Here is a 10,644-nt window from a genome sequence, read left to right as displayed (position 1 = left end):
TACAATAAAGGAGCTTTTATGTGTTTGACTACGAAAAAGCAATCATAATATTCCTAATATAGGTAATTATGGCGAGTAATTTTTCATGTTAGGTTTGATGCATGAGTAGTGCAAAAAAGTGCCTTGGCGCTACTCAAAGCTGTGGGGCTAAGGCCAAAAAAGTGCCTTGGCGCTACCCAAGGCTGTGGGGCTAAGGCCAAGAAAGTGCCTTGGCGCTACTCAAAGCCGCGGGCTAAGGCCAAAAAAGTGCCTTGGCGCTACTCAAAGCTGTGGGGCTAAGGCCAAAAAAGTGCCTTCGCGCTACCCAAGCTGTGGGGCTAAGGCCAAAAAAGTGCCTTGGCGCTACTCAAAGCCGCGGGCCAAGGCCAAGAAGGTGCCTTGGCGTCAAGTGGCCGGGGCCGCGAATTGTACGCATAAGCTGACAACATTGGGATCGCATCCCCCTAACCCTCGCACCCCCTCGCCAAAGGACAAACCCAGGCATGATCTCGCCCGCCGGCTAATATAGATAAGTGGAAAGGTTTGAACCGGGAACCGACCGGACAGAGCGGAAAGGGTGAGGGCCTCATGCTGCATATCGTCGCCTGCATCAAGCAGGTGCCGGACACGAAGATCATCAAAATGAATCCGAAGACGAACACGATGGATCGTTCCAGCGCGCCGGCGATCCTGAATCCGTACGACGCCCATGCGGTGGAGGAGGCGGTGAGGCTGCGCAATCGTTACGGGGGCGTCGTCTCCGTGCTGACGATGGGACCTCCTCCTGCCGTGAAGGCGATTCGCAAGTGCATCGAGATCGGCGCCGACGAAGGCTACATGATTACCGACAGGGCGTTCGCGGGAGCGGATACGCTGGCGACCAGCTATGCGCTGACGAAGGCGCTGGAGAAGATCGCGCAGACTCGGCCGATCGATCTGATCATCTGCGGCAAAATGACGATAGACGGAGATACTGGCCAAGTCGGCCCCGGCATCGCCCGCAGGCTCGATATGCCGCCGCTCACGTCCGTCAACAAGGTTGTCGAGATCGACTCGGAGAAAGGGCATGCGATCGTTCACCGGAAGCTGGAGGACGGCTACGAGGTCGTTCGTTCCACGCTGCCGTGTCTGCTCTCCGTGGAGAAAGAGATTAACGAAGTGCCGTACTCTTCGCTGCCGAACATGCTGAGGGCCGCACGCTACCAGCCGCATATCTGGTCGGTCGCCGATCTGCCGGACATCGACAAGACGCAGCTGGGGCTGAAGGGCTCTCCGACCATCGTCAGCTCCGTGTGGGCGCCTCCTAAGCCTCAGGGAGGCACGATGCTGGAGGGGACGCAGAGCGATCAAGTCTCTCAATTGCTGGATATTCTATTGGCGCGTCAAGAGCTGTTCGCTGCCGCTTCAGGAGGTGATGCTCCTTGAATTTCGAGGATTATCGGGGCGTATGGGTGTTTATCGAGGAGAAGGATGGAGCGATCGCTCCCGTCTCTCTGGAGCTGCTTGGAGCCGGAAGGCAGCTTGCGGACAAGAGGAAGACGGAGCTGGCTGGCGTGCTGATCGGGGAGAATATCGGCGCGTTGGCCGAGACGGCGTTCGAATACGGGGCGGACAAAGTGTACGTGTACGACGCTCCGATCTATCGTTTCTATCGGACTGAGACTTATATGAAGGCGATGCTGGCATGCGTGGAGAAGCATAAACCGGAAATTCTGCTGTACGGGGCGACGTCGACGGGCAAGGACCTGGCGAGCGCCGTAGCGACCGATCTGCCGACGGGTTTGACCGCGGATACGACGCAGCTTGACGTCGAAGAAGATACGGGGCTGCTGCTCGCCAGTCGGCCGGCTTTCGGCGGGAACATTATGGCGACGATTCTGTGCAAGAAGTACCGTCCGCAGATGGCGACCGTTCGCCCTAAAGTCATGAAAGCGCTGCTTCGAAAAGCAGGCGCATCCGGAGTCGTCGTCGAGGAGTGCATCCCGCTGAAGGAAGAGGATATTCGAACGAAGGTGCTGGAAATCGTCCGTTCGACGACGCGGCACGTCCGGATCGACGAAGCCGATATTATCGTGGCGGGCGGCAAGGGGCTGGGCAGCCCCGCGGGCTTCAAGGTCGTGCAGCAGCTGGCGGAAGCGCTCGGCGCCGCCGTCGGAGCGAGCCGGGACGTCGTGGAAGCCGGCTGGATCGGACATCATCATCAGGTGGGTCAGACGGGAGTGACGGTGACGCCGAAAATTTATTTCGCCATCGGCATATCCGGCGCGATTCAGCATCTGGTCGGCATGCAGAACTCGGGTCTCATTATCGCTGTCAACAAGGACCCGGCGGCTCCCATATTTCAAGCTTGCCACTACGGCATCGTCGGGGACGCGCTCACGATCGTTCCGATGCTGACCGAGGCATTCAAATCCGCGTTGGGAAGAAAGGAAGAGGCCGATGCCGGAAAAGTTTGACGCGATCGTCGTAGGAGCGGGGCCTGCCGGAACCGCCTGCGCTTACGAGCTGGCTAAGGCGGGCGTGAACGTGATCCTGATCGAGCGAGGAGAGTACCCAGGCTCCAAGAACGTGATGGGAGGCGTGTTGTACCGCAAAATGATGGAGGAAGTCGTTCCCGGTTTCCACAAGGAGGCGCCAATCGAACGGCCGATCGTCGAGCAAAGGTTCATGATGATGGATAAGACGTCGGCGGTGACGTTCTCGTATAAGGGCATGGAGTGGGCGGAGGAGCCGTACAACAACTTCACCGTGCTGCGTGCCAAATTCGATCAGTGGTTCGCGGGCAAGGCGGTGGAACAGGGCGCGCTGCTGCTTAACGAGACGGTCGTGCTGGAGTGCATCGTGGAGGACGGCCGGGTAGTCGGAGTGCGCACGGATCGTCCGGACGGGGAGCTGCGCGCCGACGTCGTCGTGCTGGCCGACGGCGTCAATTCCCTGCTCGCCAAGCAGCTCGGATTCCATAAGGAATTCCGACCGGACGAAGTGGCGTTGGCGACGATGGAGATTCTGAAGCTCGACAAGAAGATCATCGAGGAGCGTTTTAATCTGGAGGAAGGTCAGGGCTGCACGATCGAGCTGTTCGGCGACGCGACGAAGGGCATTCTCGGCACGGGCTTCCTGTACACGAATAAAGATACGCTCAGCATCGGCGTCGGCACGTTGCTCTCCGGCCTCATCAAGCATAAGATAAAGCCTTACGAGCTGATGGAATACGTGAAGACGCATCCGATGATTCGTCCTTACATTCAAGGTTCGGAAGCCCAGGAGTATCTGGCCCACCTGATCCCCGAGGGCGGGTACCGCTCGATGCCCAAAGTCGTCGGAGCGGGAGTCCTCGTCGTAGGAGACGCGGCCCAGCTCGTGAACGCGATTCACAGGGAGGGCTCCAACATGGCGATGACGTCGGGCAGGCTGGCTGCGGAGACGATTGTCAAGGCGAGGGAGCGCGAGGATTTCTCGGAGGCTTCTCTCGACGATTACCGAAAGAAGCTCATGGGCAGCTTCGTCGGGCAGGATCTGAAGAAATACAAGGACGCCACCCACCACTTCGACAAGTTCCCGCAATACTTCGAGCAGTACATCCCGATGGTGAACCGGGCGGCGAGCCAGATGCTGACCGTCGACGGCATGCCCAAGCGGGAGAAGCAGAAGAAAATATGGCGGGATATCGGCCCGGCCAAGGAGAAGATCAAAATGGCCCGCGACCTGTATCGGGCGTGGAAGGTGATGAAGTGATGAGCGAAGCGCAACCGGCTCCGCCGGCCAAGGGCTCGACTATTGAAGAGAAGCAATATTTGATCCGTTTTAACGCCGATACCCAGTCCCACCTGCACGTTATGGATGCGGAAGTGTGTCTCACGGATTGTCCGGATAAAATTTGCACCATATTTTGCCCCGCGGAAGTATACAAATGGGAAGAGGTACGCATGCATGTCGGCTACGAGGGCTGCCATGAATGCGGAAGCTGCCGCATCGGCTGTCCTCACCAGAACATCAAATGGGTGTATCCGAAGGGCGGACACGGCATCGTTTTTCGACTCGGGTGACAAAGGTGGGACGCGAGATGAAGATTGGCGATCACGTGGTCTACGTTCAGGACGGCACGCAAGGAGTCATCGTTGAAATTCACGATAATCTGTACCATATCATTTGGGAAGATCACTTCAGCAGTTGGGAGCTGGGCGAACGGTTGAGAAAATTGGAAACGAAATCTTGAACGGTTCGTCGGCAAGCCATGCTGAAACCGCCGCGTCCTCCTTGGGGAGGCGCGGCGGTTTGCGTTGGCGGGGAAACGGCGATAGACGTTTGACATGAAGAAAAAAGAAACTTTATCCATCCGTCTACGTCTAAAGGGTAGGAAGGTACGATCAGAAAACAGAAAGCGATTGGCAAGGGGGGGGACGATGAAGGGTATCGGAAGTACGCTAGCGAGTCTGCTCATCCTCTTGGGCTTGACCTCATGCTGGAATGCGGAGGATAAGTCCAAGCGCGGAACCGCCGCACCGACGGAGTCCGCGGCCAGCGGCGCCGTGACGCTTGAACCGGCCTTCGGGGGAGAGACGTTCGACAAACCCGTAGGGCTGGAGCGTCGCGAGGGCTACCCGGAAGCCGTGTACATCGTAGAGCAGCCGGGACGAATCGTAAGCAAAAGCTTGAGCAGTCCCGATCGAGAGGCCGAGGTCGTACTGGACATTCGGGAGCGGGTGTACGATAAGGGCGGAGAGCAAGGGTTGCTGGGGCTGGCCTTCGACCCGCAGAACCCGAACGACGCCTATGTAAATTATACGACCGAGTCGCATACGATCATTGCCCGCTATGCCGCCGATTCGCAAGAGCCGGGCAGACTGGACCCGGGAAGCGAGCAGATTCTGCTTACGTTCGAACAGCCTTATTCCAACCATAACGGCGGGCAACTTGCGTTCGGGCCGGACGGTTATCTGTACATTGCGGTTGGAGACGGCGGCAGCGGCGGCGATCCGCAGAATCATGGCCAGAACCTGGACAGCCTGCTGGGGAAAATATTGCGGATAGACGTAAGAAGCGAATCGGAAGGAAGAGCGTACGCGATTCCGGCGGACAATCCGTTCCTGGGGGACGGACGTCCCGAGATCTATGCTTACGGTTTGCGCAATCCTTGGCGGTTCAGCTTCGACGAGGAGACCGGGAAGCTGTGGGCGGCGGACGTAGGCCAGAACCGCTTCGAGGAGATCAACCTGATCGAACGCGGCGGCAACTACGGCTGGCGTCTGATGGAAGGCGCGGAATGCTTTAATCCCAAGAGCGGCTGCGAGCGGGAAGACCTCAAGGATCCGCTGTTCACGTACGGCCGCAATGACGGCGTATCGGTAACGGGAGGTTACGTGTACAGAGGGAAACAGCTTCCGAATTTGACGGGCTGGTACGTGTACGCCGATTACGGCATGGGCACGATGTGGACGCTGCGGGATCGGGAGGACGGCACGGCCGAGCATCGGACGCTTCTGCAATCCGAAGAAAACATGACCTCGTTCGGCCTCGACGCGGAGGGAGAACTGTACGTCTGCACGGGCGACGGCAAGGTGCTCAGATTGACGGAAACTAGGTGAGCGAATGGCATCCAAGAAAATGAAAATCACGATAGCATCGGGGGCGCTTGCCCTGATGACGACCGCCGGGCTTTATTTTATAGGCGGTTATCTGGCGGATGGGCAGAGGCTGCTTGAGCGCTTCGAGAGTTCGATCGACGAGGGGCAGCCGGACAAGCTTCTGAAGCTGCTCTCCGCACCCGAAGGGGCTGTGGAACGCTCGACGGCGGAGGCGATCGCGGGCCATCTCGGGAAGGACGAGAAGGCGAAAGAAGCCGTGTTCTCCAGGCTGAAGGCGGAAGTCGAGCAGTTGAAGGAAGGCTCGGCGCAATCGTTCGCCGAGGACGGCGAGTCTGCGTTCGTCTACGTACATAAGAAAGAAAGGAAGCGGTGGCTCGTCTACGACGACTACGAGCTAAAGCTTCGGAGCTACAAGGTTCCGGTGAACACGAATTTCGGCGGGGCGAAGATTATGCTGAACGGCGAAGAGGTCGGAACTGCGGGAGTCGGCGGTTCCACGCTGCAGCTTGGACCGCTGCTGCCGGGCGAATATGCGGTTAAAGCGGTGTACGCGGGCAAGTATACGACGTTGGAAAACGAAGTTAAAGCCAAGCTGTTCCCGATCGGCGGCTCCGCCGATCCGATCGAGGTTCCGCTTCAAGGGGAGTACGTCGACGTCTTCTCGAACAACGGCTTTGCCCGCATCTTCATTAACGGAGAAGACATCGGACTTACCGTGGGCGACGGGCAGCGGATCGGACCGATCGCGACGGACGGCACGAATACGATAAGCGTGGAAGCCGATTATCCGTGGGGGACGTCGAAGAGCGAGGAGCGGCCGATTGAAGGTACGCGGGCGGAGTTCGAGCTTGCCGCGCTGACGGACGAGGCGAAAGAGCAAATCGTCGATGCCGCGCACGCGTTCGTCTCGAGCTGGTACGAGGCTTTCCGGGAACGCGACGCGGGGCGGCTGCGGCACGTCCATCCGGACCGCAAAGCCGATCTCGCAGGCCATTTCGCCGATATGGTCGCCGGGGACGAACACTATGTCGGGCAATTGCGGAAGGCGGCTTTCGACCGGGATAGCCTGCGGCTCTATCAGTTGGGAGCGTCGGATTACTCGGTGTCCGTGCTGGCCCGGATCGACTACGAGGAAGCGTATTATTACGGGGCGTTCGATTTCAGACCCGAGCCTGCGGCGGGCGAGCAGACGACGAATTACCGGCTGCGGTACGAGAACGGAGTATGGATCGTGTTCGAATGGGCGGACGCGGGCTCCGAGGCGCTTTCCGGGAACTTGAAAATTTACGATCGATAAGCCCGAGGATTTCCTTTCCTACTCGTACTTGTCCAAGAGGGAAAATAGCTTACCCGATTGAACGGAGATGCAGGGGAATCTCTCGGACAACACCGTGCCTGCTGAGCCGTACGTACGCTCCAGCGAATAAGCTCCCTCTCGGAGGGCGAATTGGTCGATCGTCCGGTGGTGGACGTCGACGATCCAATATTCTCGAACGCCGAAACGCTCGTAGAGAGCTTTCTTTCGGACTTTGTCGTGCTCTCCCGTGCTTGGAGACAAAATTTCGATCAGCAGGTCGGGAACTCCCTCGATTCTCGTTTTGAGAATCGAGGCGTTTTCGTTTGTGACGTAAATCAGGTCCGGTTGAACGACATTGTTCTCGTCAAAGTGCACGTCCATTGGGGCGACGACGATCGTACCCGTTGCATGGCAAGTGCCGTGCAGTTCATTCCAGAGCTGGGTGACGAGAAGCTGATGCTTCAGCGTCGGGGAAGGAGAGCAGTCGTATCGGATTCCGTCGATGATTTCGTATCGCTCTTCGATGAGGGGTTTTTTCTCGCTCATTTTCGAACTCGCCCCAATCATGGATAGGATTAAGTAAATTATACCCTATCTAGGGGCGTCGGTCTTAATCATCCGCGCTTTTGCTTGGGACATATGTCCTTTTGCTCCGGGAATAATGGTTTTACAATGATTGCAGACATTAGACGAGACGGTCAGGTGAACGGGATGAGGACAATTCGAGATCCGGCGCTGCTGCGGAGCGTCATGGACGAGCATCGGTTGAGCGGCAGGTTCGGAGAAAAGACCGAAGCGGTCATGGAACTGTACCGTTTCGACAAAGGGGAAATGATCTGCCGGGCGGAGGACAGCCTCGATCACCTCTTCATACTGGTCAAGGGGAAGGTCAAAATCTATCGGGTGCTGCCCAACGGCAAGTCGATTCTGCTCCGCTTCAACAACCCTCTCAGCCTGATCGGAGACATGGAGATGCTGGGCGACCTGAAGGTCCACAATACGGTGGAATCGGTGGGCGAATCGTTGTTTATCGGCATCAAGCGTCAAGCGTTGGCGGATACGGCCGGAGAAGATCCGGCGTTCCTGCGCTTTATCATCAAGCATCTGGCCCGCAAGCTGAATACGAATTCCTCCGTTGCCAGTCTCAACATTTTATATCCTGTGGAAACGAGGTTCGCCAGCTATCTGGTCGCGATTACGGCCGACGAGCACGACCGGGAACGCATTGAGGAGTTGAAGGCTTCCAAGCTGACGGAAATCGCGGAGCTTCTCGGAACGAGCTATCGCCATCTGAATCGAGTCATCGCACAGTTCGTCGCGCAAGGATTGATCGAGCGGACGCGGGGCGCGCTTTACGTGAAGGACATCGCGGGTTTGCAGCGGCTTGCGAGCGGCACATTGTACAGCTAGGAGAGGTGAAGCGGATGGTAGGAGCGATATACGCGCTGATCGCGGGCTTGTTCGTCAGCGTTCAAGGGATATTCAACGTGAGGCTTAGCGAGAAGGTCGGCTTCTGGCTGACAAACGCGATCGTGCACGGATCGGGCTTTGTACTGTCGCTCGTCGTGTTCTGGCTCATTAAAGACGGAAGCCTGCACAAGCTGGGCTCGGTCAACAAGCTATACCTTCTCGGCGGCTGCATGGGCGTCGTCATCGTGTTTACAGCGATGAAGTCGGTCATCGCACTGAATCCGGCGTACGCGATCGCCATACTGCTGATCGCGCAATTGCTCGGAACGCTCGCCGTCGAGAGCTTCGGCCTGTTCGGCGTCGACAAGGTAGCGCTGTCGGCGAACAGGCTGATCGGCATCGTCGTCATGATCGCGGGCGTCGCGATCTTCAAGCTGAAGTGAACCGACTTGCGAATGTCTTGCCGCGAAGCGTTAACGAGCCTCTTCCTTGAATTGGCTCAGGAACGGCTTGGGAATGTCCGTCTCGAAGCGCATCGGCTTGCCGGTCGTCGGATGCTCGAAAGCGAGAACGCGGGCGTGGAGGCCGAGTCGGGAAAACGGCTTCGTCTTCGCTCCGTATTTCTTGTCGCCGGCGACCGGGTGGCCGATATCCTGCATATGGACGCGGATCTGATTTTTGCGTCCGGTCTCCAGTTCAAGCTCTACCAGGGAATAGTTGCGGCTCGCTCTCAGCACCTTGTAGTGCGTGATCGCATGCTGCCCGTCGTTCGCTACGGGGCTGGAATACATCTTCAGCGTCGACGTTTCCTTCAGCCAGGACGAGATCGTTCCGTTCGTCTTCTTGACCAAGCCCTCGACCAACGCGACATATTTCCTCTCCGTAACGACATCCTTCCAGTTGTCCTGCATTTTCTTCTGAATCTGCTCGCTCTTGGCGAACATCATGACGCCGGACGTCTCCCGGTCCAGCCGATGAAGCACGAAGATGCGGGCTTTGGGATCGGTCTGCCGAACATGGGCGTTCAGTTGTCGGTAGGCGGTCAGTTCGGTTTCCTGCGCGGTTGCGATGGACAGCAGGCCGGCATCCTTGTGAACGACGATCACCGCATCGTCTTCGTATAGAATGCGTAAACCGACAAGAGGAGCAGACGCCGACGCGCGGGTCTTGCTTACGGTCACGGTCTGACCGGGATGCAAGGGGTGGTTATACTGCTTCTCGACCCGGTCGTCGACTGCGACTTGGCCGTGGGCGAGCATGGATTTGACGCTGTTGCGCCCCTGGGGCGCGAGCTTGGCGAGCAAAAACTCCAGTAACTCGCCGGTCTCTGTCACTTGAAACCGTCTGGCGGGGGCCGTATTCCGGCTCGGCGAAGCTGCCGAATGCCGACGGGGATTTTTGTTCTCTTTTCTCATAGGCGTAATCAACCGTTCCTCTCGTATGCGTAGCACTAATGCAATCGATTATACCTCATTTGGCCGCACGGACGAAATCCACGGTGTAAGACAGAGTTCGGGGCGTTCCGGAAAAAGTTTCCTCTAAAGGGTTGACGGTAAGTTTTCTGCACTGTATAGTGTGTATATGGATATACACACATGAACACTGGTGATGGGGGATTCGCGATGAACCAGCGGCAAGCCGTCGCTTATATCGGAGCTTATTTGTGGAGACGCGAGCGGCTAGGAATGCTTTTTTCGCTCTTATTCGCGGTATATTTGGGAGTGATCAATAGCACCACGATCGGCGGTCTGCTTGCGGGAGACGAGAACATTCCGAGAGCGCTGAACGGTCTTGTCGATTGGCTCAACATGGTCATGTATCCGATATTCGGAATGGTCATGAACAAGTCGGCGTGGGGCATGTGGAGAGACAATTATTATTCCAAGAGGATCGCCCAATGGCGCACGATGCCGATTCCCGTAGCTTCAATCGTATGGGCCAGAATGCTGCAGAGCGCGGTAATGCTTCCGGTTATCGGCGGAATTTACCTTCTTGCGCAATACCTGTTTACGCCGGGACTGAGGGAATATGTCACTCCAATGCAGTGGATCGAGAACGGTCTCATCTGGATGTGCTACGGGGTAGCGGTCCTCTCGCTGATCATTCTGATGGAGCTTGGTTATACAGGCAAACAATATTGCCTGATGTATTTCGGAATGATGGTTGCCGTGGCGGCGATCGCGATCATCCTGACCTGGCAAGGCGTGTACGTGTTCCGGAGCGTGCTGGACATCATTAAAGACGGCTATGGGCCGGCAGTGCTTATCGGAATGGCGGTCCTCGCGGCAGTCGCGACAGCCGCGGGGCATCAGCTGACGGTCGCACGAATCCGCGCGAGGTCGCTGCCGCTCTAAGCGACGGATAAGGAAAGAG

12 protein-coding genes are annotated in these 10,644 nt (G+C 57.4%); 10 read left to right on the top strand and 2 right to left on the bottom strand.

Annotated features, from left to right (window positions below):
* Positions 1-567 precede the first annotated feature (567 nt).
* From ACESLM_RS16810 to ACESLM_RS16780, 7 genes are all read left to right on the top strand, one after another.
* A complete protein-coding gene (locus ACESLM_RS16810) occupies positions 568-1,404 on the top strand; it encodes an electron transfer flavoprotein subunit beta/FixA family protein (RefSeq protein WP_372632741.1) in 837 nt (278 codons plus the stop codon).
* On the top strand, positions 1,401-2,435 hold the full coding sequence (locus ACESLM_RS16805; RefSeq protein ID WP_372632740.1) for an electron transfer flavoprotein subunit alpha/FixB family protein: 1,035 nt from the start codon (positions 1,401-1,403) through the stop codon (positions 2,433-2,435). Before ACESLM_RS16810 ends, ACESLM_RS16805 begins: the two co-directional genes overlap by 4 nt.
* On the top strand, positions 2,419-3,714 hold the full coding sequence (locus ACESLM_RS16800) for an FAD-dependent oxidoreductase (RefSeq protein WP_372632739.1): 1,296 nt from the start codon (positions 2,419-2,421) through the stop codon (positions 3,712-3,714). Before ACESLM_RS16805 ends, ACESLM_RS16800 begins: the two co-directional genes overlap by 17 nt.
* A complete protein-coding gene (locus ACESLM_RS16795; protein WP_094050032.1) occupies positions 3,714-4,025 on the top strand; it encodes a ferredoxin family protein in 312 nt (103 codons plus the stop codon). Before ACESLM_RS16800 ends, ACESLM_RS16795 begins: the two co-directional genes overlap by 1 nt.
* Before the next feature lie 17 nt (positions 4,026-4,042).
* Positions 4,043-4,195, top strand: a complete 153-nt coding sequence (locus ACESLM_RS16790; RefSeq protein ID WP_372632738.1) for a hypothetical protein — start codon at positions 4,043-4,045, stop codon at positions 4,193-4,195.
* 187 nt (positions 4,196-4,382) lie between these two features.
* Positions 4,383-5,564 (top strand): PQQ-dependent sugar dehydrogenase, encoded by a 1,182-nt coding sequence (locus ACESLM_RS16785; protein ID WP_372632737.1) that lies wholly within the window; start codon positions 4,383-4,385, stop codon positions 5,562-5,564.
* 4 nt (positions 5,565-5,568) lie between these two features.
* On the top strand, positions 5,569-6,861 hold the full coding sequence (locus ACESLM_RS16780) for a TcaA 3rd/4th domain-containing protein (protein WP_372632736.1): 1,293 nt from the start codon (positions 5,569-5,571) through the stop codon (positions 6,859-6,861).
* 18 nt (positions 6,862-6,879) lie between these two features.
* On the opposite strand, the gene ACESLM_RS16775 is transcribed toward ACESLM_RS16780, so the two are convergent.
* The gene (locus ACESLM_RS16775; RefSeq protein WP_372632735.1) at positions 6,880-7,407 is read right to left on the bottom strand and encodes a Uma2 family endonuclease; all 528 of its coding nucleotides are present in this window, start codon (positions 7,405-7,407) and stop codon (positions 6,880-6,882) included.
* A gap of 165 nt (positions 7,408-7,572) precedes the next feature.
* Between ACESLM_RS16775 and ACESLM_RS16770 the strand changes: the two genes are divergently transcribed.
* Together ACESLM_RS16770 and ACESLM_RS16765 are read left to right on the top strand one after the other, a co-directional pair.
* Positions 7,573-8,271: a Crp/Fnr family transcriptional regulator gene (locus ACESLM_RS16770; protein ID WP_372632734.1), complete on the top strand. Its 699-nt coding sequence runs from the start codon at positions 7,573-7,575 to the stop codon at positions 8,269-8,271.
* 14 nt (positions 8,272-8,285) lie between these two features.
* Positions 8,286-8,714 carry a DMT family transporter gene (locus ACESLM_RS16765; RefSeq protein ID WP_372632733.1) on the top strand — a complete coding sequence of 143 codons (429 nt, stop codon included), beginning with the start codon at positions 8,286-8,288 and terminating at the stop codon, positions 8,712-8,714.
* A 30-nt stretch (positions 8,715-8,744) separates the two neighbouring features.
* On the opposite strand, the gene ACESLM_RS16760 is transcribed toward ACESLM_RS16765, so the two are convergent.
* Positions 8,745-9,686, bottom strand: a complete 942-nt coding sequence (locus ACESLM_RS16760) for an RluA family pseudouridine synthase (RefSeq protein ID WP_372632732.1) — start codon at positions 9,684-9,686, stop codon at positions 8,745-8,747.
* A 207-nt stretch (positions 9,687-9,893) separates the two neighbouring features.
* Here ACESLM_RS16760 and ACESLM_RS16755 point away from each other — a divergent pair, with 207 nt between their 5' ends.
* Positions 9,894-10,625, top strand: a complete 732-nt coding sequence (locus ACESLM_RS16755; protein WP_372632731.1) for a hypothetical protein — start codon at positions 9,894-9,896, stop codon at positions 10,623-10,625.
* The last annotated feature ends 19 nt before the right edge of the window (positions 10,626-10,644 follow it).

The sequence above is a fragment of the Cohnella sp. genome (assembly GCF_041641335.1).
GTDB lineage: Bacteria > Bacillota > Bacilli > Paenibacillales > Paenibacillaceae > Cohnella.
The sequence above is the reverse complement of the archived record's forward strand: the minus strand, read 5'-3'. Positions and strand labels throughout refer to the sequence as shown.

Excerpts from the sequence above, each read along its gene's own strand:
- ACESLM_RS16810 (WP_372632741.1), top strand. The coding sequence starts at position 568 with ATGCTGCATATCGTCGCCTGCATCAAGCAGGTGCCGGACACGAAGATC.
- ACESLM_RS16800 (WP_372632739.1), top strand. The coding sequence starts at position 2,419 with ATGCCGGAAAAGTTTGACGCGATCGTCGTAGGAGCGGGGCCTGCCGGA.
- ACESLM_RS16795 (WP_094050032.1), top strand. The coding sequence starts at position 3,714 with ATGAGCGAAGCGCAACCGGCTCCGCCGGCCAAGGGCTCGACTATTGAA.
- ACESLM_RS16790 (WP_372632738.1), top strand. The coding sequence starts at position 4,043 with ATGAAGATTGGCGATCACGTGGTCTACGTTCAGGACGGCACGCAAGGA.
- ACESLM_RS16785 (WP_372632737.1), top strand. The coding sequence starts at position 4,383 with ATGAAGGGTATCGGAAGTACGCTAGCGAGTCTGCTCATCCTCTTGGGC.
- ACESLM_RS16780 (WP_372632736.1), top strand. The coding sequence starts at position 5,569 with ATGGCATCCAAGAAAATGAAAATCACGATAGCATCGGGGGCGCTTGCC.
- ACESLM_RS16775 (WP_372632735.1), bottom strand. The coding sequence starts at position 7,407 with ATGAGCGAGAAAAAACCCCTCATCGAAGAGCGATACGAAATCATCGAC.
- ACESLM_RS16770 (WP_372632734.1), top strand. The coding sequence starts at position 7,573 with ATGAGGACAATTCGAGATCCGGCGCTGCTGCGGAGCGTCATGGACGAG.
- ACESLM_RS16765 (WP_372632733.1), top strand. The coding sequence starts at position 8,286 with ATGGTAGGAGCGATATACGCGCTGATCGCGGGCTTGTTCGTCAGCGTT.
- ACESLM_RS16760 (WP_372632732.1), bottom strand. The coding sequence starts at position 9,686 with ATGAGAAAAGAGAACAAAAATCCCCGTCGGCATTCGGCAGCTTCGCCG.
- ACESLM_RS16755 (WP_372632731.1), top strand. The coding sequence starts at position 9,894 with ATGAACCAGCGGCAAGCCGTCGCTTATATCGGAGCTTATTTGTGGAGA.